This window comes from Variovorax sp. OK212, from assembly GCF_900112425.1.
In the GTDB taxonomy this organism is placed as follows: Bacteria; Pseudomonadota; Gammaproteobacteria; order Burkholderiales; family Burkholderiaceae_C; genus Variovorax.
In genome coordinates, this window is the sequence record NZ_FOLP01000002.1 from 18,443 (window position 1) to 44,798 (window position 26,356).

25 protein-coding genes are annotated in these 26,356 nt (G+C 68.6%); 13 read left to right on the plus strand and 12 right to left on the minus strand.

Translation table 11 applies throughout. From position 1 onward, the window contains the following. Positions 1–14: 14 nt before the first annotated feature. The 4 genes from treS to BM004_RS06715 all read right to left on the minus strand — a co-directional run bounded on the left by treS (position 15) and on the right by BM004_RS06715 (position 7,777). Entirely contained in the window at positions 15–3,356 is a 3,342-nt protein-coding gene (gene treS / locus BM004_RS06700) for a maltose alpha-D-glucosyltransferase (protein WP_093212085.1), read from the minus strand. A gap of 12 nt (positions 3,357–3,368) precedes the next feature. Beyond that, positions 3,369–5,435, minus strand: a complete 2,067-nt coding sequence (locus BM004_RS06705) for an alpha-1,4-glucan--maltose-1-phosphate maltosyltransferase (RefSeq protein ID WP_093212995.1) — start codon at positions 5,433–5,435, stop codon at positions 3,369–3,371. Then, positions 5,435–7,324, minus strand: a complete 1,890-nt coding sequence (gene glgB, locus BM004_RS06710; protein ID WP_093212087.1) for a 1,4-alpha-glucan branching protein GlgB — start codon at positions 7,322–7,324, stop codon at positions 5,435–5,437. Before glgB ends, BM004_RS06705 begins: the two co-directional genes overlap by 1 nt. A 186-nt stretch (positions 7,325–7,510) precedes the next feature. After that, positions 7,511–7,777: a hypothetical protein gene (locus BM004_RS06715; protein ID WP_093128694.1), complete on the minus strand. Its 267-nt coding sequence runs from the start codon at positions 7,775–7,777 to the stop codon at positions 7,511–7,513. A 198-nt stretch (positions 7,778–7,975) separates the two neighbouring features. On the opposite strand from BM004_RS06715, the gene BM004_RS06720 reads away from it, so the two are divergent. Continuing rightward, positions 7,976–9,700: a lysophospholipase gene (locus BM004_RS06720; protein WP_256219815.1), complete on the plus strand. Its 1,725-nt coding sequence runs from the start codon at positions 7,976–7,978 to the stop codon at positions 9,698–9,700. A gap of 31 nt (positions 9,701–9,731) precedes the next feature. On the opposite strand, the gene BM004_RS06725 is transcribed toward BM004_RS06720, so the two are convergent. Then, positions 9,732–9,926 (minus strand): hypothetical protein, encoded by a 195-nt coding sequence (locus BM004_RS06725; protein ID WP_256219816.1) that lies wholly within the window; start codon positions 9,924–9,926, stop codon positions 9,732–9,734. Between the two features lie 468 nt (positions 9,927–10,394). On the opposite strand from BM004_RS06725, the gene BM004_RS06730 reads away from it, so the two are divergent. The 3 genes from BM004_RS06730 (at position 10,395) to kdsA (ending at position 14,216) form a co-directional block, all read left to right on the plus strand. Beyond that, positions 10,395–10,895: a pyridoxamine 5'-phosphate oxidase family protein gene (locus BM004_RS06730; protein WP_093212089.1), complete on the plus strand. Its 501-nt coding sequence runs from the start codon at positions 10,395–10,397 to the stop codon at positions 10,893–10,895. Between the two features lie 17 nt (positions 10,896–10,912). Further along, on the plus strand, positions 10,913–13,210 hold the full coding sequence (locus BM004_RS06735) for a hypothetical protein (protein ID WP_256219817.1): 2,298 nt from the start codon (positions 10,913–10,915) through the stop codon (positions 13,208–13,210). A 160-nt stretch (positions 13,211–13,370) separates the two neighbouring features. Further along, complete coding sequence (gene kdsA, locus BM004_RS06740) at positions 13,371–14,216, plus strand: 3-deoxy-8-phosphooctulonate synthase (protein WP_093212091.1); 846 nt, start codon at positions 13,371–13,373, stop codon at positions 14,214–14,216. Positions 14,217–14,241: 25 nt separating this feature from the next. Here kdsA and BM004_RS06745 read toward each other — a convergent pair whose 3' ends face one another. Further along, positions 14,242–14,553 (minus strand): hypothetical protein, encoded by a 312-nt coding sequence (locus BM004_RS06745; RefSeq protein WP_093128690.1) that lies wholly within the window; start codon positions 14,551–14,553, stop codon positions 14,242–14,244. A gap of 295 nt (positions 14,554–14,848) precedes the next feature. Between BM004_RS06745 and BM004_RS06750 the strand changes: the two genes are divergently transcribed. From BM004_RS06750 to BM004_RS06760, 3 genes are all read left to right on the plus strand, one after another. Continuing rightward, positions 14,849–15,199 (plus strand): hypothetical protein, encoded by a 351-nt coding sequence (locus BM004_RS06750; RefSeq protein ID WP_093128689.1) that lies wholly within the window; start codon positions 14,849–14,851, stop codon positions 15,197–15,199. Between the two features lie 54 nt (positions 15,200–15,253). Then, positions 15,254–16,210 carry a S1C family serine protease gene (locus BM004_RS06755; protein ID WP_093128688.1) on the plus strand — a complete coding sequence of 319 codons (957 nt, stop codon included), beginning with the start codon at positions 15,254–15,256 and terminating at the stop codon, positions 16,208–16,210. A gap of 121 nt (positions 16,211–16,331) precedes the next feature. Next, complete coding sequence (locus BM004_RS06760; RefSeq protein WP_093212093.1) at positions 16,332–16,949, plus strand: DUF4337 domain-containing protein; 618 nt, start codon at positions 16,332–16,334, stop codon at positions 16,947–16,949. Positions 16,950–16,976: 27 nt separating this feature from the next. On the opposite strand, the gene BM004_RS06765 is transcribed toward BM004_RS06760, so the two are convergent. Beyond that, positions 16,977–17,564 (minus strand): lipocalin family protein, encoded by a 588-nt coding sequence (locus BM004_RS06765; RefSeq protein WP_256219818.1) that lies wholly within the window; start codon positions 17,562–17,564, stop codon positions 16,977–16,979. Positions 17,565–17,781: 217 nt separating this feature from the next. Between BM004_RS06765 and BM004_RS06770 the strand changes: the two genes are divergently transcribed. After that, the gene (locus tag BM004_RS06770; protein WP_093212097.1) at positions 17,782–18,618 is read left to right on the plus strand and encodes a hypothetical protein; all 837 of its coding nucleotides are present in this window, start codon (positions 17,782–17,784) and stop codon (positions 18,616–18,618) included. After that, positions 18,615–19,412, plus strand: a complete 798-nt coding sequence (locus BM004_RS06775; protein ID WP_093212100.1) for a peptidoglycan recognition protein family protein — start codon at positions 18,615–18,617, stop codon at positions 19,410–19,412. The genes BM004_RS06770 and BM004_RS06775 overlap by 4 nt, the downstream gene beginning before the upstream one ends. A gap of 5 nt (positions 19,413–19,417) precedes the next feature. Here the strand turns inward: BM004_RS06775 and BM004_RS06780 are convergent, their stop codons facing one another. The 4 genes from BM004_RS06780 to BM004_RS06795 form a co-directional block, all read right to left on the minus strand. Further along, positions 19,418–20,542, minus strand: a complete 1,125-nt coding sequence (locus tag BM004_RS06780; protein WP_093212102.1) for a hypothetical protein — start codon at positions 20,540–20,542, stop codon at positions 19,418–19,420. Between the two features lie 94 nt (positions 20,543–20,636). Then, on the minus strand, positions 20,637–21,872 hold the full coding sequence (locus BM004_RS06785) for an arabinose transporter (protein ID WP_093212104.1): 1,236 nt from the start codon (positions 21,870–21,872) through the stop codon (positions 20,637–20,639). Positions 21,873–22,038: 166 nt separating this feature from the next. Then, positions 22,039–22,911 (minus strand): SDR family oxidoreductase, encoded by an 873-nt coding sequence (locus tag BM004_RS06790; protein WP_093212106.1) that lies wholly within the window; start codon positions 22,909–22,911, stop codon positions 22,039–22,041. A gap of 50 nt (positions 22,912–22,961) precedes the next feature. Beyond that, positions 22,962–23,627: an O-methyltransferase gene (locus tag BM004_RS06795; protein WP_093128681.1), complete on the minus strand. Its 666-nt coding sequence runs from the start codon at positions 23,625–23,627 to the stop codon at positions 22,962–22,964. A gap of 130 nt (positions 23,628–23,757) precedes the next feature. Between BM004_RS06795 and BM004_RS06800 the strand changes: the two genes are divergently transcribed. Continuing rightward, positions 23,758–24,441, plus strand: a complete 684-nt coding sequence (locus BM004_RS06800; protein ID WP_093212108.1) for a TetR/AcrR family transcriptional regulator — start codon at positions 23,758–23,760, stop codon at positions 24,439–24,441. 11 nt (positions 24,442–24,452) lie between these two features. Next, positions 24,453–24,794, plus strand: a complete 342-nt coding sequence (locus BM004_RS06805; protein WP_143072407.1) for a hypothetical protein — start codon at positions 24,453–24,455, stop codon at positions 24,792–24,794. Positions 24,795–24,854: 60 nt separating this feature from the next. On the opposite strand, the gene BM004_RS06810 is transcribed toward BM004_RS06805, so the two are convergent. Beyond that, positions 24,855–25,115, minus strand: a complete 261-nt coding sequence (locus BM004_RS06810; RefSeq protein ID WP_093212112.1) for a hypothetical protein — start codon at positions 25,113–25,115, stop codon at positions 24,855–24,857. 444 nt (positions 25,116–25,559) lie between these two features. Between BM004_RS06810 and BM004_RS06815 the strand changes: the two genes are divergently transcribed. Then, a complete protein-coding gene (locus BM004_RS06815) occupies positions 25,560–26,189 on the plus strand; it encodes a thioredoxin family protein (RefSeq protein WP_371268857.1) in 630 nt (209 codons plus the stop codon). 1 nt (position 26,190) lies between these two features. Further along, entirely contained in the window at positions 26,191–26,334 is a 144-nt protein-coding gene (locus tag BM004_RS41355; protein ID WP_177206401.1) for a hypothetical protein, read from the plus strand. Positions 26,335–26,356 lie beyond the last annotated feature (22 nt).

The following is a 26,356-nucleotide window of genomic DNA, read 5'->3' on the forward strand; positions in this document are numbered from 1 at the left end:
TCGGATCGGGCGCGTCAGCCCTGCGGCGTGCCGACGAGCGCAAGCACGCCGTGCAGCGGCACCTGCACCCAGTCGGTGCGGTTGTTGAGTTCGTAGCGCAGCTCGTAGAGCGCCTTCTCCAGCTCGAACAGCGAAAGCAGCTCGGCGTCGATCGGCGCGCCGTCGGGCGCGGCCAGCGCTTCGGCGTAGCCCTTCAGGAAGGCCTCCCGCGTGGCGCGCTCCCAGGCGATGGCGGGCGGCGCGAGCTTCTCGGCCTCCTCGGGGCTTTGCGCCACGCGGCGCAGCGCCGACCAGCGCGCGTAGTTGAACGAGCGCAGCATGCCCGCCACGTCGCGCAGCGGCGAGCTCTTGGCGCGGCGCTCCTCGAAGCTGCGCGCGGGCTCGCCCTCGAAGTCGATGATGACGAAGTCGTTGTCCTTCACCAGCACCTGGCCCAGGTGGTAGTCGCCGTGGTAGCGGCTCTTCAGCGCCGCCCCGCCGCCGCCCTCGCCCACGAAGCGGCGCTGCGCGATGTTGGCCTGCAGCGATTCGGCCGCGGCCAGCAGGGTGTTGGCATCGGCCTGCGCGCCGGGCGGCAGCACGTCGATGCGCTCGCGCAGCAGCGCCATGGTGGCCGTGGCGTCCTGCGCGGCGTGCGTGCGGTAGCCCGCCACGTCGGTGGCCGCCAGCGGCTCGGGGTCGAAGGCGGCCGCGCCGGTGCGGGTGGCCAGCGCGCGATGCAGCTCGGCGGTGCGCCGGCCCAGCGTGGCCATCAGCGCGAGGAAGCCGCCGTGCACCGCGAGCACGTCGGGCGCGTCGGTGGCGCCGTCGGTGGTGGCCACGTCGCGCAGGAAGCGCTCGAGGTAGCCCATGGTGTAGTCCCAGCCGTCGCCCTGGTTGGCCACGTAGCTCTGCACCATGGCCAGCGTCATGGTGCGCCCGTCGTCGGCGATGTATTCGAGCGCGCCCAGCACCGGCACGCAGTTGGCATAGGCCACCTCGGTCAGGAAGCGGCCCATCTCCAGTTCGGGGTTGATGCCCTCGCGCACGTGGCGGTAGCCCTTGAGGAACAGCGTTTCGTCCAGCGTCACGGCCGTGTTGCTGCTCACGCCGCTGGGCCGGCCCACGGGCAGCGCGTCGATGTCCACGGCCAGCGCCGCGAACGCGGCGGTGGGCTTGAAGACCAGCTTGCCCTTGCCCGTGGCCAGCTCGGCACCCTGGCCGATGGCGCGCACCAGCTCGCGGCAGAAGGCCTCGTCGTAGAAGGCGTCGCCCATCAGGCCCACCTGCGCCTGCTGGCGCACCTTGGCGAGCGCGGCCTGCGCCACGCCGGCCATGCGTTCCTCGTCGCGCTCTTCCCAGGCCAGCGCCAGCGGCATGAAGTAGGTGGCGCCGCCGGGCGGGCCGTCGAGCTCGAGCAGCGGCAGCATCCAGCTCAGACCGTTGGCCTCCCACACCGCGTGGTCGACCATGCGCGCGCGCTCGATCGGCGTGCCCTTGGAGGCGTACCAGCGCTGGATCTCGATGTGGCGCGGCAGCGTGTCCAGCTCGAACTGGTTGCGCATGCGCTCGGCCATGCCCATGCGCCACGGCATCACGCGGTCGCGGAAAAAGCTGGTCCAGCCGTCGAACAGCACCAGCGTGGGCCACTCCTGCAGCGCCACGCCCTGGTCGTGCCAGCTCGGCGCGTCGGCTTCGGCCGTGAGCTTGAACCAGTAGAAGCCGTACGAGGCCAGCGTGAGCAGGTACGGCAGCTCGCCGATGGGCGGGAACGCCGAGCGTCCCAGCATCTCGATGGGCACGCGCCCCTTGAACTCCGACAGGTCGAGCTCCACCGGCTGCGCCGCGCGCGAGAGGTTGAACACGGTCAGGATCACGTCGCCGTCGTGCTCGCTCAGGTACGCCAGGATCTTGCGGTTGCCCGGCTTCAGGAAGCGCCGCTTGCCGCGCCCGAAGGCGTGGCTGGTCTTGCGCACGGCCAGCATGCGCTTGGTCCAGTTCAGCAGCGAGCTCGCGTCGCGCGCCTGCGTCTCCACGTTCAGCGCCTCGTAGCCGTACATCGCGTCCATGATGGGCTGCAGGTACAGGCGCTGCGGGTCGCTGCGCGAGAAGCCGGCATTGCGGTCGGGGCTCCACTGCATGGGCGTGCGCACGCCGTTGCGGTCGCCCACGAACACGTTGTCGCCCATGCCGATCTCGTCGCCGTAGTAGATGATGGGCGAGCCCGGCATCGACAGCAGCATGCCGTTCATGAGCTTCACGCGGTCGAGGTCGTTCTCCATCAGCGGCGCCAGCCGGCGGCGGATGCCCAGGTTGATGCGCGCACGCGTGTCGGCCGCGTACATGGCGTACATGTAGTCGCGCTCCTTGCTGGTCACCATCTCGAGCGTGAGCTCGTCGTGGTTGCGCAGGAAGATGGCCCACTGGCAGCCTTCGGGAATGTCGGGCGTCTGCGCCATGATCTCCACGATCGGGTGGCGGTCTTCCTGCGCGATGGCCATGTACATGCGCGGCATCAGCGGGAAGTGGTACGCCATGTGGCACTCGTCGCCGTCGCCGAAGTACTCGCGCACGTCCTCGGGCCACATGTTGGCCTCGGCCAGCAGGAAGCGGTTCTTGTACTGCGCGTCGATGGCCGCGCGCAGCCGCTTGATCACCGCGTGCGTCTCGGGCAGGTTCTCGTTGCTGGTGCCGTCGCGTTCCACCAGGTAGGGAATGGCGTCCAGCCGGAAGCCGTCCACGCCCATGTCCAGCCAGAAGCGCATGGTCTTCAGGATGGCTTCCATCACCGCCGGGTTGTCGAAGTTCAGGTCGGGCTGGTGGCTGAAGAAGCGGTGCCAGAAATACTGCTTGGCCACCGGGTCCCAGGTCCAGTTCGACGTCTCCGTGTCGGTGAAGATGATCCGCGTGCCCTGGTAGATCTGGTCGGTGTCGCTCCACACGTAGAAGTTGCGCTCGGGCGAGCCGGGCGGCGCGAGCCGCGCGGCCTTGAACCACGGGTGCTCGCTGGAGGTGTGGTTGATGACCAGCTCGGTGATCACGCGCAGGCCCCGCTTGTGCGCCTCGGACAGCATCTCGCGGAAGTCGTCCAGCGTGCCGTACTGCGGATGCACGTCCTCGTACTCGGAGATGTCGTAGCCGTCGTCGCGCAGCGGCGAGGGGTAGAACGGCATCAGCCAGATGGTGTTGACCCCCAGCTCCTTCACGTAGTCGAGCTTGGCCGTGACGCCCTGGAAGTCGCCCATGCCGTCGTTGTTGGAGTCGAAGAAGGCCTTGACGTTGAGCTGGTAGATCACCGCGTCGCGGTACCACAGCGGATCGTCGCTGTTGTCGATCTCGACGGTTTCTAGCGCGATGTGTGAAACGGGTGCATTCATGGGCGGGCGACCTCAGAGGAAGTAGTCGAAGTCGCGCTCGTCGCCATGGCGCCGCCGGACCACGAAGATGTGCGCGGGCGCGCTGTGCGGGTCGAGCCGCACGTAGTGCCAGTCGCCCTGCCAGATGAAGCGCTGCCCGCTGAGCAGGTCGTGCACCTGGAAGCCGCGCGACGGCGGGCTCACGCCCACGCTGGCGGGCTCCAGGCCCACCCAGCCCGACTGCACGTTGTGCGGGTCGAGGTTGACCACCGTCACCACCACGTTGCTGCCGTCGGCCGAACTCTTGGCGTAGGCCAGCAGCTGCGGGTTGTCGATGTGCAGGAAGCGCAGCGTGCGGTCCCACTGCAGCGCCGGGTTCTCGCGGCGGATGCGGTTCACCCGCGCGATGAAGGGCGCGAGGCTCTCGGGGTCGTCGTGGTTCCAGTGGCGCAGCTGGTACTTCTCGGAGTCGAGGTATTCCTCGCTGCCGTGCTCGCGCGGCAGGTGCTCGCGCAGCTCGTAGGTCGGCCCGTAGATGCCGTAGCTGGCCGACAGCGTGGCCGCCAGCACCAGCCGCGACATGTACACCGAGGCCTCGCCGCCCTGCAGCTGCTCGTGCAGGATGTCGGGCGTGTTGGGCCACACGTTGGGCCGGAAGTAGTCGATGCCCGGCGCCGTGGAAAGCTCGGTGAAGTATTCGACCAACTCTTCCTTGGTGTTGCGCCAGGTGAAGTAGGTGTAGCTCTGCGAGAAGCCCAGCTTGGCCAGGCGGTGCATCACCTTGGGCCGCGTGAAGGCCTCGGCCAGGAAGATCACCTCGGGGTGCTCGCGCTTCACCTCGCCGATGGCCCACTCCCAGAAAGGAAAGGCCTTGGTGTGCGGGTTGTCCACGCGGAAGATGCGCACGCCCTCGCCCACCCAGTGGTCGAGCACGCTCTTCAGCTCGGCCCACAGGCCGCGCCAGTCTTCGCTCTCGAAGTTGAAGGGGTAGATGTCCTGGTACTTCTTGGGCGGGTTCTCGGCGTACTGCACGGTGCCGTCGGGCCGCCACCGGAACCAGTCGGGGTGCGCCTTCACGTAGGGGTGGTCGGGCGCGCACTGGAAGGCGATGTCCAGCGCGATCTCCAGGCCGTGCTCGGCCGCGCGCGCCAGCAGGTGGCGGAAGTCCTCGGGCGTACCCAGCGCGGGCAATATGTCCTTGTGGCCGCCTTCGGCCGCGCCGATGGCCCACGGGCTGCCCACGTCTTCGGGGCCGCTCACCAGCTTGTTGTTGGGCCCCTTGCGCTGGATGCGCCCGACCGGGTGGATCGGCGGAAAGTACAGCACGTCGAAGCCCATCGCGGCAATGGCCGGCAGGCGCGCCTCCACGTCCTTGAAGGTGCCGTGCACGCCGGGCTCGGTGCCGGCCGAACGAGGGAACAGCTCGTACCAGCTGCTGAAGCGCGCGCGCTCGCGGTCGGCGAACAGCGGCAGCTCGACCGGGTGGCGCGCGGCATGGCGGCGGTCGGGGTGGCGCCGCGCGGTGTCGGCCAGTTCCTCGTCGAGCGCCAGCGCCTTCAGCGCCACCGCGTCGGCGCCGGGCGTGGCGGCCACGGCGTCGAGCTCGGTGGCCCAGCGCTGCAGCGCGGTGCGGTCGGCACCGTCGGCGCGCCCGGCGGCCGCGGCGATTTCCAGCGCGCCCACCTGCGAGGCGATGCGCACGTCATCGGGGTCGACGCGGCGCGTCATCTCGCTGCGCCACGACTCGAAGGGATCGACCCAGGCCACGGCGGTGTACACGTAGCGCCCGAGCGCGGGCGGCGAGAACGAAGCCTCCCACACGTCGTTGCCCAGCAGCTTCATCGGCACCTCGCGGAACTCGGCCTGGTCGATCGCGCGCCAGCACAGCATGACGCGCAGCACGTCGTGGCCGTCGGTGAAGCAGTGCGCGCGGATGCGCACGCGCTCGCCGGCCACGCATTTCACGGGGAAGCGGCCGTTGTCGACCGCGGGCAGCACGGCGTCGATCACCGCGCGCACGTTGCCGCTGGAGTTGTCGGCCAGGGTGTCGGAAGGAGACGCCGCCGCGTCTGCGTGGCGGGATGCAAAGATGTTCTTCATCATGTCGGGCGTTGTTCCAGGATGAGCGTCGAAAGCGGCGGCAGCGTGAGGCTCACCGACTGCATGCGGCCATGCGAACGCACGGGGGCGGCCTCCACGCCGCCAAGATTTCCCCAGCCCGCGCCGCCGAACTCGGCCGCGTCGGTGTTGATGACTTCGCGCCAGAGCCCGCCCTTGGGCACGCCCAGCACGTAGTTGGTGCGCGGCACCGGCGTCATGTTGCTCACCACCAGCACCGGCGGGCTGCCGTCGGCCGACTTGCGCAAGAAGGCGAACACGCTCTTCTCCTCGTCGTCCGCGGTGATCCATTCGAAGCCCGCGGCCGAGAAGTCGAGCTGGTGCAGCGCGGGCGCCTCGCGGTACACGCGGTTGAGCTGCGCCACCAGCTTCTGCAGGCCGCCGTGGTGGTGCTGCCCGGTCACCCACCACTCGAGCTCGCCGTCGTGCGTCCACTCGCGGCGCTGGCCGAACTCGCCGCCCATGAACAGCAGCTTCTTGCCCGGGTGCGCCCACATGAAGCCGAACAGCGCGCGCAGGTTGGCGAACTGCTGCCAGTTGTCGCCGGGCATCTTGTTGATGAGCGAGCCCTTGCCGTGCACCACCTCGTCGTGCGAGAGCGGCAGCACGAAGTTCTCGTGGAAGGCGTACACCAGCGAGAAGGTCAGCTTGTGGTGGTGGTACTTGCGATTGACCGGGTCTTCCTTCATGTAGGCCAGCGTGTCGTGCATCCAGCCCATGTTCCATTTCTCGCCGAAGCCCAGGCCGTCCATGTCGGTGGGCCGCGACACGCGCGGCCAGGCGGTCGACTCCTCGGCCACGGTGACCGTGTCGGGAAACTCGCGGTACACGGCGCGGTTGAGCGTGCGCAGGAAGTCGATGGCCTCGAGGTTCTCGCGCCCGCCGTGGCGGTTGGGAATCCACTCGCCGTGCTTGCGTGCGTAGTCCAGGTAGAGCATGGAGGCCACCGCGTCCACGCGCAGGCCGTCCAGGTGGTACAGGTCGAGCCAGAACAGGCCCGACGACACCAGGAAGCTGCGCACCTCCGAGCGGCCGTAGTTGAAGATGCTCGAACTCCACTCGGGGTGAAAGCCCTGGCGCGGATCGGCATGCTCGTACAGGTGCGTGCCGTCGAAGAAGCCCAGCCCGTGCTCGTCGGTCGGAAAGTGCGAAGGCACCCAGTCGAGCAGCACGCCGATGCCCTGCTGGTGCAGGTGGTCCACCAGGTACATGAAGTCCTGCGGCGAGCCGAAGCGCGAGGTGGGCGCGAAGTAGCCGGTGGTCTGGTAGCCCCAGGAGCCGTAGAACGGATGCTCGGTGACCGGCATGAGCTCCACGTGCGTGAAGCCCATCTTGTTCACGTACGCGGCCAGCTCGTGCGCCATTTCGCGGTAGCCCAGAAACTGCCCGTCATGCCGGCGCCAGGAGCCCAGGTGCACCTCGTAGACCGACATGGGCGCGTCCAGCGCGTTGCGCATGCCGCGCGTGGCCATCCACTCGTCGTCTTTCCATTCGTAGGAGAGCTCGCAGATGCGCGAGCCGGTGGCCGGCGGCAGCTCGGCGCTGAAGGCCACGGGGTCGGCCTTGTCGACGGTGTAGCCGCGCAAGCGCGAGCGGATGCGGTACTTGTAGGTCTGGCCGATGGCGGCGTGGGGCACATGGCCCTGCCAGATGCCGGTGTCATGGTCGGGCACCAGCGGGTCGGCGTCGCCGGACCAGTGGTTCCAGTCGCCCACCACCGAGACCGACTCGGCGTTCGGCGCCCACACCGCGAAGCGGGCGCCGCCCCCAGGTTGCGGGTGGCAGCCCAGCAGGTCGTACAGGCGGGCGTGGGTGCCCTCGTGAAAAAGATAGGCGTCTCGCTCGCCCGGGAGTGAATGGTTCAGAGGCACCGGCGTTCCTTGATTGAAGCCAGATGCACGGCTCGCACGGGCGGTTCGGCAAGGAACGCCTGCGGTGTTCGTCTGGCTCCGCCCAATTTGCGGGGGCGCCGGCTGTCGCGGATACGGTCTGGGCCTACTCGCCTTGTCGGAGAGTTGCCCGTGTCTTTTTCGTGACCTTTTCAGGCCACGCCGCGCTCAGGCGTGCAGCGCGAAATCGTCGATGGTCAGCGTGATCGGCTGGCGCTGCGCGGTGCGGTAGCGCGCCACGGCGGCAGGCTCGATCGCATAGAAGTGCAGGCGGCACGTCTCCAGCAGCTGGTCGCCGGTCTCGCGCGCGCCGAACTCGTCGTGCAGGGTTTCTTCGGAAATCTGCGCGAGCACGCGCGGGCCCGCCGGTCCTTCGGGGTAGAACGCAAAGCGCACGCAGGCCGTGTCGAAGCAGTAGATGCCTTCGAAGTTCATCTGTCTTGTCTCCTTGTCGGGTCGGCGGCGATTCAGCGCGCCGCAAGCCGCGTTGGAGAGGAGAAATACGCGCATGCGCGTGCAGGACGAGTCCTACAACCGGCGAGCCACCCGCTTGCATCCGGACACGACTTCGGCCTCGATGGCGGAGAGCGGAAACGGCGAAGATCGGGGCCTCCAGATCTACAGCTTCCGCCGATGACGCCCATCCATTCGCGCCTTTCGCGCCCGTTGCGCCCTTCGTGCCCTTCGCGCCCCGCCCTGCTGCGCTGCTGCGCCGCCGCATCCCTGGCTGCCGCATTCGTGCTCACCGCCTGCAGCGGCGCCAGCGAAGCCCAGCGGCAGGCCGCGGCCAGCGTGGTGCCGCCCACCGACTGCAGCGCCTGGGTCGGCACCGACCGCAACGCGACCATGGGCGGCTACCTGCTGCCGCAAAAAGCACGGGGAACGGGAAGCACGGGGAGCGCGGGCGCCAAGGTGTGCGTGCCCGTGCTCATGACGGCCAACCGCGCGCCCACGGGCTACGCGGGCGGCGACTACCACGTGGCCGAGTTCACCGACGAAAAGCTCAAGGCCCGCTGGAGCGCCTGCAAGGAAGACCCGGCCTGCTTCAAGCGCATCGACGCGCAGATGCAGCGCTGGCTGCCGCCCAACAAGGAGCGCGCCACGCGCTCGACCGGCGTGGTCGACCCCTCCGGCAGGATCGACCCCGACGGCCAGGTCGACCTGAAGCAGATCCGCCGGCCCGCCTTCTTCGCCAAGGCGCCCTACCGCGAAGGCATTGCCGAGGCCGACGCGCGCACCTACGTGGTGGAGTTCACCGCGCCGCGCGACACCTTCGAGCGCATCGACCTGAAGATGACCGGCGACATCAAGCTGCGCGGCTGGTACATCGAAGGCGCGGGCGTGGACAACGGCAAGGGCAAGAAGGTGCGCGCGCTGGCCATCATGGCGCCGGGCGGCGGCGGGCAGCTCACGGCCATCCAGCACCCCGAGGAGGCCTCCTACCGCGTCGACGGGAAGACCGGCAAGACCGTGCCCGTCAGCTTCCCCAACGCCACCACCGAGACCATGGGCCAGCGCTGGTGGCGCGAGAACCTCTATGCGCTGAACCAGGCCGGCTTCGACGTGCTGGCCTACGACCGGCGCGGCGAAGGCCTCTCGGGCGGCTTCAGCGACACCAACACGCTGGAACAAGGCGAGGACGTGTTCCGCGCGCTCAACGCGCTGGACAGCGGGCGCGGCCTGCGCATCCTCACGCCCAAGGGCGAACTGCTCGAGGGCGAGGCCACGCGCGGGCGGCTGCTCGCGGGCATGCCGGCCGGCGAGATTCCGCTGGTGCTGGGCGGCTACTCGCGCGGCTCGATGTCCACCGCCTGGGCCATGACGAAGAACTACGTGGCGCAGTGCAGCTTCGACATGCCGCAGCCCAGTTGCACGCCGCCGAAGAACATGCGCAACATCCGCGGCGCGATCCTTCTGTCTTCTTTTGCAAGCGGCGCGGGCTACGTGGGCGACTCGCCCGACCTGGCCGACCGCAACCTGTTCCTGGGCGGCATGGCGGCCGACCACCACATCGTGTTCTACCCGAACTCGTCCACGCTCGCGGGCATGGACCGCTGGCCCGCGGCCTTCTTCGGCAAGGGCCTGTGGGACCGCGCCGAGACGCTCGAAGGCACCGTGGCGGCCTACAACCGCATCCGCGGCGTGAAGGAGATCGTGCTGGCGCGCGGGCCGCATTCCATCGAGACCTGGCCCGCGTCCGACCGCGACTACCTGCGCGAGCGCATGGTGGTGTTCGCCAAGGCCGTCATCGTCGGCGGGCGCAGCATCTCGGGTGCGCGGCCGTGGAAGGACTTCAAGTCGCTGGTGGCGACCACGCCGGACTCGTGGGAGCCGTCGTCGAAGCCCAAGGCGCCTTGAGGGTGCGGGCACCTCGGTCTCCTGGAGCCCTTCAGTATTTGCGCGGGTTGTCCGGCCGGCGGTCGTAGCGGTCGGGCACGCCGTCGCCGTCGCTGTCGCGGTTGCGTTCGTAGCGGTCCGGAATGCCGTTGTGGTCGCGGTCCCGGTTGCGGTGATGGTGGTCGTGGCCGCAGCCGGCGAGGATGGCTGCTGCGGCCAGCAGGAGGGAAAGTTTCAGGCGATTCAATTGGCGTGGCCCGTTCTGTGCGGGCATGTCTTCTTCGGGAGGCCCAGTGTCGGCAGCGCGACTGAAGAATCGCTGAGCGCCTGCTGAAGGTTGTATGAAGACACGGGTCAGACAGGGCGTCTGCATTCGCGACCCGAGGCCACAAAAACCGGCCACAAAAAAGAACCCAGCGCCGGGCCGGGTTCAAGCCTCGTTGCCATCACGCAGCGAAGCCCTCGCAAGGGAGGAGATACGAGGGACGGCATCACCGTCGATCTCCAACGTAGCCATGGCGCCCGCACACGACGCAAGGGCAATGCCGCCTCCGGTGGACGGACAGCACCTACGCGCTTCGGACGGCAACGCATGCCGTGTCGGTGTGGGACGACACGGCTGTGCGCCGTGTGTCCTCAAGACAGCGCAAGGCGGGCGCTTACGGTGAAGGCTCCACTGCTCATCCAACCGACCTTCTTTTTCTGGAGCCCCCACATGACGACCACCACCACCGACCACAGCAAGCTCTGGGACCTCATCAAGGACACCCGCTTCGGCATGCTCACCCACCGCCACGGCGACGGCCAGCTGCACAGCCACCCGCTGACCACGCAGAACAAGAACGGCGACGACGTGGGCACGCTCTACTTCTTCGTGCCGAAGGACGGCGATGTCGCGCGCCACACCGCCACCGACCCGGCGGTGAACATCGCCTACGCCAACACCGGCGACGACAGCTATGTGTCGGTGTCGGGCCGCGCCGCGCTGCTCGAGGACCAGGCGAAGAAGGAAGCGCTCTTCAACAAGATGGCGCAGGCCTGGTTCCCCAACGGCCCCACCGACCCCAACCTCGGCCTGCTCGCCGTGACCGTGCTCGAAGCCGAGTACTGGGACGTGGACGACAGCAAGATGGTGCAGCTCTACAAGATGGCCAAGGCCGCCATCACGGGCGAGCCGCCGAAGAACCTGGGCGAGCACAAGAAGGTCGCGGTCTGAGCGCAGGGCCGCGGACGATGACGCAAGCGACCCCGCTGACACCCCACCCGCAGGCCACCACCAGCACCCAGGGCGCCACGAGCCCACCCGGTCGCCAAGCCGGCACCGCCCACCGCTGGCAGTTCATTCGCGCGGGCGGCACCGACCAGGTCGTGTTCCGCTCGGGCGAGGACATCGCCCGCATCGGCGAGCTGGACCAGAAGCTCTGGGTGGCGCTGGCCTGCCCCACGCGCGGCATCGACTTCGATCCGCGCACGCTCGACCTGATCGACGCCGACCATGACGGCCGCGTGCGCCCGCCCGAAGTGGTGGCCGCCTGCGAATGGGTGTGCGCGCGCCTGCGCAACCCCGACGTGCTGCTGCAAGGCAGCGACGTGCTCACGCTCGGTGACCTCGACGAGGACACGCCCGCGGGTGCGCGGCTGCATGAGGAGGCGCGCCGCCTGCTGCAGATCCAGGGCAAGCCCGAGGCCGACACCCTCACGCTCGCCGACATTGCCGACCGCGGCGAGCTGCTTGCCGCCATGCGCTTCAACGGCGACGGCATCGTCACGCCCGACACCGCGCAGGACGACGCGGTGCGCGCTGCCATCGCCGAAGTCATGCGTGTCCACGGCAGCGTGCCCGACCGCCACAAGGCAACGCCGGGCATCGACCGCGCGCGCACCGAGGCCTTCTTCGGTGAAGTGCAGGTGGCGCGCGACTGGCACGTGCAGGCGGATGCGGGCGACCGCACGCTGATGCCGCTGGGCGACGCCACGCTGGCCGCGGCCGACGCGGCCAACAAGGTGCAGGCCAAGCTCGACGACTTCTTCGCGCGCTGCCGCGTCGCCGCCTTCGACGCGCAGGCCGTGACCGCGCTCAACCCTTCGCCCAAGGCCTACGACGAGCTCGGCGCCAACACGCTCGACCTGCAGGCCGAGCCCATTGCCGACTTGCCGCTGGCCCCCGTCACGCCGCGCTGCGTGCTGCCGCTGCAGGGCACCAGCCTCAACCCCGCGTGGGCCGATGCCATCGCGGTCTTTGCCGCGCGCACCGTGGTGCCGCTGCTGGGCGCGCGCGACGAGTTTTCGGAAGCCTTTTCGGAAACCGACTGGCTGGCCGTCAAGCAGCAACTGGCACCGCTGCAGGCGCTGATGGCCAAGCGCCCCGGCAACTGGGCCGCCGAGCTGCCGCTGGACAAGCTCGACGCCTTGCTGGCCGCGCGCGAGCCCCTGCTCGCGCTCATCAAGGACGACGAAGCCGCGGAAGAACACAACGCGCTGCTGGTCGATCTGGAGAAGCTCATTCGCCTGCAGCGCGACCTGGTCGTGCTGCTGAACAACTTCGTGTCGTTCAAGGCCTTCTATCGGCGCGAAGGCGCGATCTTCCAGGCCGGCACGCTGTACCTGGACGGCCGCAGCTGCGAGCTCACGGTGCAGGTGCAGGACACGGCCAAGCACGCCGTGCTCGCGGGCCTGGCCAAGACCTGCCTGGCGTACTGCGACTGCACGCGCCAGGGCCAGAAGATGAGCATCGTCGCGGCCTTCACCGCGGGCGACGTCGACTTTCTCTTCGTCGGGCGCAACGGCGTCTTCTACGACCGCCAGGGCCGCGACTGGGACGCCACCATCACCAAGCTGATCGAGAACCCGACCAGCGTGGCGCAGGCCTTCTTCGCGCCGTACAAGAAGTTCGTGCGCGTGATCGAGGAGCAGGTGGCCAAGCGCGCCGCCGCGCAGGAGGCCGCCGGCCAGACCGGCCTGACCGGCTTTGCGACCAGGCTCACCACGGCCGACCAGGCCCACGCCGCCGACGCGGCGAAGGTGCCGACCGCCGTGCCCCGCCCCACGGGCCGCGTCGACGTGGGCACCGTCGCCGCCATCGGCGTGGCGCTGGGGAGCATCAGCGCCGTGCTGGTGGCCATCTTCGGCAAGTTCGTCGACCTGGGGCAGTGGATTCCGGTGGCCTTGCTGGGCATCGTGCTGGCCATCTCGGGCCCGAGCATGCTGATCGCGTGGCTCAAGCTGCGCCAGCGCAGCCTGGGGCCGATCCTGGACGCGAGCGGCTGGGCCATCAACGGGCGCATGAAGGTCAACGTGCGGCTCGGCGGCATGCTGTCGCAGACCGCGCGCGTGCCGCCGGGCGCGCGGCGCATCGCGCGCGACCCGTACCGCGACCGGCATGGCGCCACGGGCGTTGCCGCGGCGGCCGTGCTGGTGCTCGCGATGGTGGTGCTGGCCTGGCGCATGGACTGGCTGGACAACCGGCTGCCGGCGGCCTTGCAGCATGGGCCGACGGCGGCTGCGGCACCGGTGCAGTTGCACAACGGCTGAGGGGTGCGCGCAGGGCACGGGGGTGTGCGGGGCGTGTGAGGCCCCGCCGCCCTCATTCAGGCGAACAGGCCGGCGGTCAGGGCGGGCCCCTCGTATCAACGCGCCGGCCGGGGCCAATCGAAGCGGAAGGACAATAGCGGCAAACAGCCTGGAGAAAACCTTGTCCATCGTCACCATCACCCCCAAAGTCAGCACCGGCAACGGCCTTCCCTTCGTTCTGTTCGGCGGCGTCAACGTGCTGGAGTCGCGCGACCTCGCGCTGCGCAGCGCCGAGGAGTACGTGCGCGTCACGCAGAAGCTGGGCATTCCCTATGTGTTCAAGGGCAGCTTCGACAAGGCCAACCGCTCGTCCATCCACTCGTACCGCGGCCCCGGCCTCGACGAGGGCCTGAAGATCCTGCAGGCCGTGAAGGACGCCTTCGGCGTGCCCGTGCTCACCGACGTGCACGAGATCGCCCAGGCCGCCCCGGTGGCCGAGGTGGTCGACGTGCTGCAGCTGCCCGCCTTCCTGGCGCGGCAGACCGACCTGGTGGTGGCGCTGGCCAAAACCGGCCGCGTCATCAACATCAAGAAGCCGCAGTTCCTGAGCCCCTCGCAGATGCTCAACATCGTCGAGAAGTTCAAGGAAGCCGGCAACGACAAGCTCATCCTGTGCGACCGCGGCACCTGCTTCGGCTACGACAACCTCGTGGTCGACATGCTGGGCTTCGGCGTGATGAAGAAGATCACGCAAGACCTGCCGGTGATCTTCGACGTGACCCACGCGCTGCAGCAGCGCGAGTCGGGCGCAGCCGCTTCCGGTGGCCGCCGCGAGCAGGTGGCCGACCTGGCGCGTGCCGGCATGGCGGTCGGCCTGGCCGGCCTGTTCCTCGAGGCGCACCCCGATCCGGCGCAGGCCAAGTGCGACGGCCCGAGCGCGCTGCCGCTGGACAAGCTGGAGCCGTTCCTCACGCAGCTGAAGGCGCTCGACGACCTGGTCAAGTCGTTCGCACCGCTGAAGATCTGAACGCCGGCGCGGGCGGGCCGCCTCGTCAGATGGGAATCTCGTAAGCCTGGTTGCTGCGAACCCACGAGGCCAGCCCCGCCTGCACGTTCCTGGCCCGCCACGCGACGAAGGCCGCGTCGGCGTTGAGGGCGTCGAGCGTGGCCCCGAGCTTGGCCGCGGACTCGCAGCGCACGACGAATGTCATGTTGCCGATCTCGCCGACCTGCACGCTCCACAGGCTCACATCGGCCCCGTGCTTGCGCCACATTTCGGCGGCCTCCTTGATCATTCCGACCAGGTCCTGCATGTTGGTGCCGGGGTTGGGCTTGAACACGTACTGAACGACCGTTGCTGACATGGGTGTCTCCTTGGCGGTTCCGTGGCCGGCCGAAATGAGCGGCCGGCGCCATTACGCGGCGGGCCTACGGGGCAGTCAATTGGTATTACATTTCGATTTTTGCGAGGGGTAGGCCCGTACCCTTTGCACCGGCCCCGCCAGGGCCCGCGCCACCACCCTCAGAAAAAATAAGGGCTTCGTACTAAACATCCGGCCACACCTTCCGATAAGTCATCAAGCGCCCGAATCCGGCAGGAACGGCACGGCGCACAGGCCGCCCCCGGGGCGCGGATGATCAAAAAAGGAAAGGTCCAGGATGAACAGCGAAGCTTCGGCATTCGGACATGACTTCTCGAAGTGGGCGCGCCTGACCGAGCGGTATGCGGAAGAAGTGGAGGCGCTGCGGCGCCGGGAACCGGGCGCGTCGATGCGGCTCATGCAGATCGGCCATGCCCTGAAACACCACCAGGACCCGTTCGGCTCGGGCCTGCTGGGCTCGCAGTACGCGGCGCTGGCCGCCACCATGCCGCCCCGGTTCGCGCCGCCGAAGGTCCGCGGGCCGGCCTGGCGGGTGCGGGTGCGCGACACCCTGCGCAAGCTGCGCCAGCCGTTCCGCGGCGAGAGCGCCCACCCTGCGCCGGAGGATCCCCAGCCGCCAGCGGCTTGAAAACCCCGCGCGCCGCCGCCATTTCGAAGGAATCCGGCGACTGAAAGGTGCTCCATGGGCGCGCGCGACGACTTCCTTCTCGACTCTTACTCTGCCACCGTCACCCAGGTGGCCCACACGGCCAGCGCGGCTGTCGCGCACATCAAGGTGCGAAAGCCCGCGCAGCGCGGCACGGCGGCCGCGCACGGCAGCGGCTCGGGCTTTCTGTTCACGCCCGACGGCTTCACCATCACCAACGCCCACGTGGTCGAAGGCGCCGGCGAACTGCGCGCGGCCTTTGCCGACGGCACCGAAAGCGTCGCCCGCCTCGTGGGGCAGGACGCCTCGACCGACATCGCCGTGCTGCGCATCGAGTCGCACCCCGCCGCCTTCCTGCCGCTGGGCAGCTCGGCCGCGCTGCAGCCGGGCCAGGTGGCCGTGGCAGTGGGCAACCCGCTGGGCTTCGACTTCACCGTGACCGCCGGCATCGTGAGCGCGCTGGGCCGCAGCCTGCCCTCGCGCGGCGGCCGGATGATCGAGGACGTGATCCAGACCGACGTGGCGCTGAACCCCGGCAACTCCGGCGGCCCGCTGCTGGACAGCGCGGCCAACGTCATCGGCGTGAACACGGCCGTGATTCCTTCCGCGCAGGGCCTGAGCTTCGCGGTGGCCATCGACACCGCGCGCTGGGTGGCCGGCGAACTCATGCGCCACGGCGCGGTGCGCCGCGGCAAGCTCGGCGTGCAGTGCGCGGCGGTCGCCCTGCCCCGGCGCTGGGTGCGCGAGAACGACTGGCCCGTGGCCACCGGCGTGCGCGTGGTCGAGGTGGTGGCCGGCTCGGCCGCGGCGCGCGACGGGCTGCGCAGCGGCGACATCCTGGTCGGCTGCGACGGCACGCCGCTGGCGCAGCTCTCCGACCTGCTGAAGCGGCTCGCGGGCGAAGGCTACGGCCGGGCGCTGCTGCTGAAGCTGCTGCGGCCCGTGGCGGGCACGCTGACGCCGTTCTACCTGACGGTGCAGCCGGCGGGCTGAGCCAGGCCAGGCCGGCCTGGCCGGGGCGGCCTGGCCGGGGCGGGAATGCCCGCGGAAGAGCGGTCATGAAGACCGTGCATACTCGCGCGCCCCCGAAATTTAAGCGAATGCAAAGGACCTCATGTCAGGACACGGTTTTCACGTGCACGGCCCGCACGACCACGAGCTCGAACACGCCGCTTCCGGCGGCCATGGCCACGGTGCCGACGACGCGGCCGCGAAAGGCGGCGGCATGAGCACGACCAGCAAGATCGCCGTGTGCACCGCCGCCATTGCCACGGTGGGCGCGATCTTCTCGTACATGGGCGGGGCCACGCAGGCCAACGCCGGCCTCTACAAGAACAACGCCGCCATCAAGAAGACCGAGGCGTCGAACCAGTGGAATTACTTCCAGTCGAAGAGCACCAAGCAGGCGCTCGCCGAGTTCGCGCGCGACACCGCCACCGACGACGCGCGCCGCCAGGGCTGGCAGGCGAAGGTGACGCGCTACGAGCAGGAAAAGACCGAGATCCAGGCCGCCGCGAAAAAGCTCGAGGACGACTCGGCCCGCTGGGACGCGCAGTCCGACGAGCAGATGCACCAGCACCACCGCTGGGCGCAGGCCACCACCGTGCTGCAGGTGTCGATCGCGCTGGCCGCCATCGCGCTGCTGACAAAGAAGAAGTGGCTGGAGCGCGGCATGTACGGCGTGGCCGTCGCGGGCCTGGCCATCGGCGTGCTGGCCGCGATGCACCTCTGAGGCGGGCCGCGCCTTTCGCGGCCGCGGCTACTTCTTCGGTGCCGCGTCCGCGTCTTCGGGCCATTGCTGCGGCACGCGGCGCAGCTTGTCGACCGCGTAGCCCAGCGTCTTGAGCTGCGTCACGGCCGCCTGGTACACGGGCTCGGGAATGTCCGGCGTGCGCGCCATGATCCATGCGTAGTCGCGGTCGCTGCGGCCGACGATGGTGAGCTGGTAGTCGCGGTCGATGTCCACGATCACGTACTCCGCCTTGATCGGCCAGATGAACTGCATGCCCCACACCGCGTTGCTCGTGCCCGGCACCACGGTGCCCGTGGGGTTCATCGTTTTCAGCGGGCCGTCGAAGCCGCCCTCGCGGTAGCGAAAGCGCGTGTCGATGCTGCCGTCGGGCTTCAGGCTGTACGACTCCACCGCATTGAACGCATTGCGCTCCGGCCGCGTGGGGATGTTGCCGATGACGTACCAGTCGCCCATGAAGCGCTGCAGGTCGACCTGCTTCACGGGCGTGATGGTCGGCGGCGACACGGCGCAGCCGGCCATCATGAAGGCAGCCACAACACCCAGGGCCATGTGCAGCGGCGGGCTGGCAAGAAGGGTTCGCGGGTGTTTGGGCATGTCGTCGGTTCCTGGATTCGGAGCAACCACGCTAACGGGCGCCCATGCGCGGTTGCGTCGGACGAAGCCTCCAACCGTCGCCAAGAACGAGCTACTGGCGCTCCCATGAACGGGGGAGGTGAAGCCCGGCTTTAGGGATCAGACTGCACGCGCAGTCGCCGCGAACACCTGCGCCATGTTTCGACCTTGTTCGCCACTCACTCCACGGAGGACTTCCATGAGTCATGAGTCAGGGGAAGAACTGGGCAAGCCGTCGCTCACGAAGCAGGTCAAACGGGCAACTGGCGGGGCGTTCGGTGCTGGGCTGGTGCTCATCGTGCTGCCCAGTATCGCGCTGGTCCTGGGCATCAAGAGCCTGGAGAAGCACTCCGCCGTTGGCCTTCCCATCGTGGCCATCTTCGGGATCATGATCCTGTTCGGCGCGCTCTCGCTCATATCGACCGTGTTCGCACGGCTGGACCTCAGTTGCAAGTCCGAGGCGCTCGCACTGCCACCTGGATCGATTCGCGCGGCCATTGCGCTCTCATTGATCGTGCTGTTCGCACTCATCTCGGTGATGCTCTATCAGTCGCTGAGCAGCCCCTACGAGGTCTCCCACCTGAGCCTCGCGCAGAAAAATGCGATGGTCCAGGAGCCCTCCAATCGCGTACTGGGAGTGCTTGCAGAGTCATGCGGCGGCGCCGGAGAGCCAGCCTGCACGCCGGAGACCATGATGTACACCGTGCACCTCCGACAGTCACCGGGCACCGAGTCGACAGATCTTGCCAAGCAGCTCCTGATTCTGGTGGGTACTCTGATGACCTCGGTGACCAGCTTCTACTTCGCGTCACGGACCGCAGAGGCAGCGGTAAAGGCCACGCGCAAGACTCTTGCGCCCGACGCAACGGCCAAGGACCCCATCGCAAAGACACCCGAGGCCGCGCTACCGCCTGAGGCGAATGCATCGACCGGGCCTGATGACCACGAAGACCACGTCGACGGCTGCGACGCCGCCATAGAGAACGTCACGGACGACGCTGACCTTCCGCCTGCCACAGGGGGGGTCGCATCATGAGCTTCTCACTCACATGGCTGCCGGCGGTGCTCGAATCCGCAGGCTTGAAGGTAGCGCCGGTGCCCGGCTGGGAATCGCGCGGCCGCGCCGAGATGGGCCGCGTGCTCGGTGTCATGTGCCACCACACGGCGGGCCCGCGACAAGGCAACATGCCGAGCCTTCGTACCTTAATCGAGGGGCGCCGCGACTTGCCAGGGCCGCTGTCCCAACTCGGGCTTGGCCGCGACGGCACGTATTACATCGTGGCCGCGGGACGGTGCAACCACGCGGGCGCTGGCTCATGGCAAGGGCTGACCGGCGGAAACACCAACTTCATCGGCATCGAGGCGGAAAACACGGGCCTGCCTGACAACAGGCCCTGGCCTGAAGTTCAACTGGACGCCTACCGCAGGGGCGTCGCGGCAATCCTGCGGCATGCTGGGCGAACCGCCCTCTTCTGTGCCGGGCACAAGGAGTACGCGTTGCCGAGCGGCCGCAAGAACGACCCGGACTTCGACATGGACGCGTTCCGTCGGGCGGTGGCGGCCATCATCGACGACACGGCACCGCCGCCAAGCCTGATCCCCAAGGCGGAGCCGCAACCATCGGCAGGACAACCAGCCGCGCGCGCGACTCTGCGAAGAGGATCGGTGGACGAACTGGTAAAGGTCGTCCAGAAAAAATGCGGCCTTCCCGATGACGGCGTGTTCGGCGCAAACACCGAAGCAGCAGTCAGAAGATTCCAGAACTCGCGCGGCATGGTTCCAGACGGCATCGTGGGCCCGAAGACCTGGGCCGCGCTCGACACAGCCTGAGCCGACTAGCGCTTGTCCGCAGCCCGCGACACAGCCGAAGCGCTCCGGCGTTCGCTCGCCTTGTCGCGTTGCAGGCCCGGCGACAGCAGGACCGCCTTCGCGCAGCCGTACGCAAACATCGCGAGAATGAGCACGCCGAAGGTTTCCATGCCGGCGTTCACGATGAACCAGACGGGTTCCTTGGCGAAGCGCACGACGTGCGTACCGCTCGAAAAGCGGCTGCCGCTGCTCGCGAGCCGGCCGGAGAACAGGCCGGTCACGAGCGCAACGAAATTGTTCAGCGTGAGCAGCGCCAGGAAGATGCCGACCACGCCCACGGTAACGCGCGCGGGCATCGACAGCGACGGCGAATCGAACGCCGGGGCTTCAACGACCTCCTGCAATGGCACCGCCGATGGCTGGGGCGCGTGCCGGCCGGCACGTCGCCGGCGCGGTGAGGCCGCAAGAGCGGCCGCCGTGCCCGGCGACGCCAACGACGGGCTCGCGCCGGCGCGATGGCTTGGAGGCGCCCACTTGCGCTCCTTGAGCGCCAGCAGCAGCCGCGTCCACTCGTCCGCGTCCTTCACCGGCGCGGGCCACGTGCTCTCGAAGAAATCGGCCAGCGCGCGCAGGTAGTTGTCGGCGCGGGCCGAGCCGGGGTACAGCATCACCGATTCGAAATGCAGCCGGTGCGGCTCGCCATCCCGGTCGACCATCACCGGCAAGAGATGCGTACAGGCCTCGCGACTGGCCTCCCGCAGGTACAACCCGCGCATGCCGTCGAGCGGAAACTCCTCGCCGATCCGGCGGCGCAGGCCGAACACGTTGCAGGTGATGCGCCAGCCGCGCGCATCGCTGCGCGACAGCACCAGCGTTTCACGCAGGGGCCAGAACCACAGGCCCGCGGGACCGGCCAGGCAGACCATGCCCAGCGCCAGCACGCCCAGCAACTGCGCCATGGCGTTCTGCCCGTTCAATGCATCGAGCGGGTCACGGCCCGTCACCATCTCGTAGCCGAAGCCCAGCGGAATGCCCATGAGCGCCACGCACAGCAGCACGAGCATCGCGGTCAGCGGCACTTGCCTGAGGCGCACGCGCAGCGTGCCGGGTGCGGGGGTGTCGAGTCGGTAGGCGAGCAGGGAGTCGAGCATGGATGCGAGAGGCGTCGGCGGGGAGCGGTGTGAACTGTGGCGCCACGCTTTTTACATCAGCCCGCCCGCAGGCTCTTCCCTTTGCGGCGGACCTTCAAGAGGAGCGCGCCGCACCTTGCGAGCGCCGAAGCCACAGCGCAATCACCAACCCCACCGCCGCCGCACCCGCGCCGATGAGGAACACATTGCCGTACCCGGCCCTGTCGGCCAGCAAGCCGGCCAATGGCCCCGTGAGCCCATAGGCGACGTCCTGGAACGCGGAGAACCCGCCCAGCGCCGCACCGCGCAGATGCGGCTGCACCAGGCGCACGACCTCGCGGCCCATTGCCGGAAAGATCATCGAGCAGCCGAGCCCCGTGAGGAACGCGCCGGCCAGCGCGAGCAGGGGGTCGGTCGCGCGCCAGATCAGCACTTGCCCCACTGTCTCGACCGCGAGCGAAGCGATGGCCACGGGCAGGCCGCCCACGCGGTCCGGCAGGTGACCGAAGAGCACGCGCACCAGCACGAAGCCGCTGCCGAAGGCCGTCAGGCCCAGCCCCGCATGGCCCCAGCCGCGGTCCATGAAATGGAGCGTGAAGAACGCGCCGATGGCGGCGAAGCCGATGCCCTGCAGGCAGACCACCGCGCCGTGCCACCCGGTGCTGCCGACCACGCGCCAGAACGACGGCCGCTGCGCGCCGGGGTGCGCGGCCACGCCGGCAAGGCGCCAGATGGCCAGCAACCCGAGGCCGGGCAACACCGCGCCGATGCCCATCGCGCCGGCGAAGCCGAAGCGCTCGAACAGCGCGAGGCCGATGGGCCCGCCCACGGCCAGCGCACCGTAGATCGCGGCGCCCACCAGCGCCAGCACCCGCCCCGAGCGCGCGGGACCGACGAGGCCGATGCCCCAGCCGATGACGCCGACCGCAACCAGGCTCTCGCCCAGCCCGATCAGCAGGCGGCCCGCGATGAGCACCGCAAAGGCCGTCCACGGTGAAAGGCCCGGCAGGCCCGCGACCAGCGAGATCAGCGCGCCGGCCATGTAGAAGGCCAGCCCGCGGCCCGCCGCCACCTTGGCGCCGCGGCTGTCCGACAGCGTGCCGGCATGCGCGCGCGTGAGCACGGTGGAAAGAAAGGCGATGCCCACGCCAAGCCCCGCCCAGACGTTGCCCAGGCCGAGTTGCCCGGTCACGAAGATCGGCACCACGGGCAGGGACATGCCGACGCAGAGGTACGAGATGAAGAGAACGGCCGCGAGCAACAGCAGGCGGCCCTGCGCCGGATGGCGCGCGGAAGATGCATCCGGCGCGGGTTGCGTGGATGGGTTGGATGGGTTGGATGGGAGAGACATGGTTCCTGCAGTCCAGGCTGTCCTCACCGGCGGGCGTGCATGAAAAGAAAAGCACGCACCCCGATCGATGAAGACCGTTGAGTGCGTTGCTTGACGTCAAACGCTTACGGCCAGTGCGACTGGCACGGAGAAAGCCGCATGCGCCTGCATGGCGCACGCATCAGGTCTACGAGGCGTAGTACCCCGGCTGGTCGATGTCCGCCAGCAGGCCGGGCTCGCTCGGCGTCCAGCCCAGCGCGGCGCGCGTGCGCTCGCTCGATGCGGACATGTCCGCACCCGTGAAGTCCGCGAACCAGCCGAAGTGCTCGCGCCCGCGCGATTCGACCGGCAGGCCGAGCCGGCGGCCGATGACCTCGGCGATGTGCCTGAACGGCACGCCCTCTTCCGCCACGGCATGGAAGACGGCCTCGGTGGCACCCTGCTCCATCGCGAGCCGGAAGACACGCGCGGCGTCCAGCCGGTGCACGCCGGCCCAGCGGTTCAGGCCTTCGCCGAGGTAGGCCGACACACCCGTCTCGCGCGCCATGCGGATCAGCATCGGCACGAAGCCGTGGTCGCCCAGGCCGTGCACCGACGGCGCGAGCCGCACCGTGGCAACGCGCACGCCGCGCGCGGCCAGTGCCTGCGCGGCCGCGTCCGACTGGCGGGGCGACGAGGCGCCGGGCATGTCCGCCTCGGTGGCGGCGCGGCCGGTGGCGAGCTTCGCGAGGCCCGATGTCACGAGCAGCGGGCGCTGCGAGTGCTCAAGCGCGGCCCCCAGCGTCTCGATGGCGCGGCGGTCCTGCTCGGCGTTCTGCGCGAACTTCGAGAAGTCGTGGTTGAAGGCGGTGTGGATCACCGCGTCGGCCGCGCGGGCCGCGCTGCGCAGGGTGTCGAGGTCGTCGAGCGTGCCGCGCACGACCTGCGCACCCGCCGCGGCGAGCGCGGCGGCCTTGTCGTCGGAACGCGCGAGGCCGGTCACGCGATGGCCCGCGCGGGTCAGCTCCTGCACCACGGCAGAGCCGACCCAGCCGGTGGCGCCGGTGACGAAAACGTTCATTGGGTTTTTCATGGGCTCTTTCATTGGCTCTTGTTCAAGGTGATCTGCTTTCAGCCGAGCCGCATCGACAGCTCGACGTCTTCCGCGAACGGCGTCGACAGGTAGCCCGCGGCCGTCGAGCGCACACGCGCCAGGTAGTCGGGGCTGTGGTCGGCGTTGTCAGCGACGATCAGCGCGCCCGGCCGCAGGCGGCTTTCCACCAGGCTCAGGATTTCCGGGTAGAGCGCCTTGGCGCCGTCGAGCAGCAGCAGGTCGATGGTGTCGGGCAGGTCGGCGGCGAGCGTCTGCAGCGCGTCGCCCACCCGGATTTCCACCAGGTCGTCGAGGCCGCCGGCCTTCAGGTTCTCGCGAGCACGCGCCACCTTCGAGGGTTCGAACTCGGTGGTGACGAGGCGGCCGCCGCCGTTGTCGCGAAGGGCCGCGGCGAGGTACAACGTCGAGATGCCGAACGAGGTACCGAACTCGACGACGGTGCGTGCGCCGCTGTTGCGCGCCAGCATGTAGAGCAAGGTGCCGGTTTCGCGCGACACGGGCAGCGGCAGGTCTTTCAGGCGTGCGTAGAGGTCGATGTATTCGGTCTTGCTGCGCATGAGCCGTGTGCGCTCTTCGCTGGAGAGATCGGCGATGGCCGCGCTGGTGCGCGGCGAAAGGGTGGCGACTTCTTCGAACAGGCGCTCCAGCAGGGGCGCGAGCGGTGCAGTGGTGAGTGTGGTCACAGGGTGTTCCTTGCGGATGAAAGATGGATGAGGGAATGAATGAGGGAGTGCTTGCTTGGCAGCAGCGGCGAGTGAAAGCAATAATATGAATAATCCTTCACGTTTTCCATTCGCATTGCGAGCCCCCCAGATGACCGAACGCAAAAGCGCCCCGATCTCCTCTAGAAGACAGCCCAAGCAGGCCCGCTCGAACGACCTGGTCGCGGCAATTCTTCAAGCCGCTGTTCAGGTTTTGGCCAAGGAAGGCGCGCACCGTTTCACCACCACGCGCGTGGCCGAGCGCGCCGGCGTGAGCGTGGGGTCGGTCTACCAGTACTTTCCGAACAAAGCGTCGATCCTGTTCCGGCTGCAGAGCGACGAGTGGCGCGACACCACCGAGATGCTGGGCGGCATCCTGCAGGACACGACGAAGCCGCCGCTCGCGCGGTTGCGCCTGCTGGTGCACGCCTTCATCCGCTCCGAGTGCGACGAGGCCGAGGTGCGCGGCGCGCTCGATGCCGCCGCGCCCTTCTACCGCGACGCGCCCGAGGCGCAGCAAGCCCGCGCCGCCGGCGACCGCACCATGGAGGCCTTCATGCGCGAGGCGCTGCCCAAGGCCTCCAAAGCCAGGCGCGCGCTGGCCGGCGACCTGATCACGTCGACCTTCGGCGCGGTGGGCAAGAGCTTTTCGGAAACGCCGCGGACCGATGCGCAGGTCAAGGCGTATTCGGATGCGATGGCGGACATGTTCTGTGCGTACCTCGTGAGCCTGGGGCATGGCGCGACAGAGCCGACGGCCCGCGCGCGGCTGCCTCGCCGGGCCAGCGAGAAATGAAGGAACCCGCTGTGACAAGCCCTTCGACGCGCCGCGAATCCGGATGGATCACCCGGTACATCGCCCCCCTGCTCCCGGTCGGCCTGGCGGCGTACGGGCTCTGGATACTGTTGACTGGTCGCGCGACCTATCGGCCCGGTCGCGGAAGTTCGACGGTGACATTGCTTGCGCCGGACGCTTGCCTTGCAGGGCTTTTCTTCGTTTTTCTCGCGTTGCTTGTGACGGCGCTCGGCACGTCGGGTCGCATGGAGAAATGGCTGTTTCGCGTCGGGCTGTGCGGGTCGCTGTGCTGCCTTGTCGTTGAAGGCGCCCGGCAACTGATGGGGCTGGCGGTGTACGCGCCGCCGCACTGAGCTGCAAAAAAGGCCCGCCATGCTTGGCGGGCCTGCCTCCTTCTGCCGCCTTATGCCTCGTTACCGGGCAGCGGCAGCCACCTCCTGGTACAGCTCGCCCGCTTCGCGCGACAGGTCGGCGGCCAGCCACAGCACGTTGCTCAGGAGATCGAAGGACGAGCAATGGGCCAGCAGCCCGTCTTCACCGTGGCAGCAGGTCAGGAGCGAAGTGAGCTGCGTCTGCTTGTTTTCGAGGAGGTCCGACGCGCTGGGCTTGCTTGCGCAGGCGGAGGCGGTGGAGGCGTTCGGCTTGGAGGGCCGGGCTATAGTTCGTTCAGCCATTTGGGGTGCGCTTTCTATCTAGTGGTTGCACTTCACTTGGTCAGACGGTCGGGGTGTTTCAGCACGCCGGCCGTCGCCTTTTGTGCCTCGCATTCGTACCGGTGCCGGTGCACTCGGTGGTCCGCCGCGAGGCGTGCGGGTCGGTTGCTTTTGCTGGTGGGTTCCTCCTTGATTGCCTTGTGGGTGTCTGTGTGACAGGGGCACCCACTGTAGGCATGACGGGGGTGGCGAGGGGCGATGAGTTCGCCCACTAAGTCTCGAAATGCGAGGGCGGATGCGCGGGGCAACAAAAGCCTGGGAGTGTTTCGTGAAACGTAGTGTTTGTGTCTTGTCCTGCAGATACAGAGACATACGCAAACTGATCGCGCAGCAGGTCGCGCGAAGAAGAATCGGCCACGTTCGAAGCAAACGAACAACCGCCCCTCTTCTTTCGAAGGACCCGCCATGCCCATTCGCTCACCCGCCCGCTCCCCCGCCCGTTCCCCCGCCATGTTCTTCGCCGTGACCCTTGCGGCTTCGGCGGCGGCACTGACGCTGACCTTTGCCTCGCCCTCGTTCGGCGGCGGCGACATTCCGGCCACCGAGGCACAGGCCGCGCCGGAGTTCCACAACATCGACACCTGGCTCAACTCGCAGCCGCTGAAGCTCGAAGAGCTGCGCGGCAAGGTGGTGCTGGTCGACTTCTGGACCTACACCTGCATCAACTGCCTGAACCACCTGCCCTACGTGAAGGACTGGAACGACAAGTACAAGGACAAGGGCCTGGTGGTGGTGGGCGTGCACACGCCGGAGTTCGCGTACGAGAAGTCGACGAAGAACGTGAAGGACGCCATCCAACGCCTGCAGATCAAGCACGCGGTGGCGCAGGACAACAGCTACGGCACCTGGAAGGCGTTCAAGAACCAGTACTGGCCTGCGGTGTACCTGATCGACAAGCAGGGAAAGATCGTCTACTCGCACTTTGGCGAGGGCAGCTACGGCACGACGGAGAAGAAGATCCAGGCGCTGCTGGCGGAGCCTTCGCCGGTATCCGCAGTGTCTTCTGCTGCGGCTTCACCGGCCAAGGGCTCGTGAGATGAAGAAGCTCTGGCTCGCCCTGCTGTTCCTGGCGGGCGGCATCGCGCACGAAGTGCGCAACCCGGTGAGCTGCCAGTGCATCACGGCGCGGCAGCTCACGGGGCCTGGCACGCGCCGCAAGCGGCGCGATGCATCAGGCTGAAGCGGACTGCGGTGGACCGAGG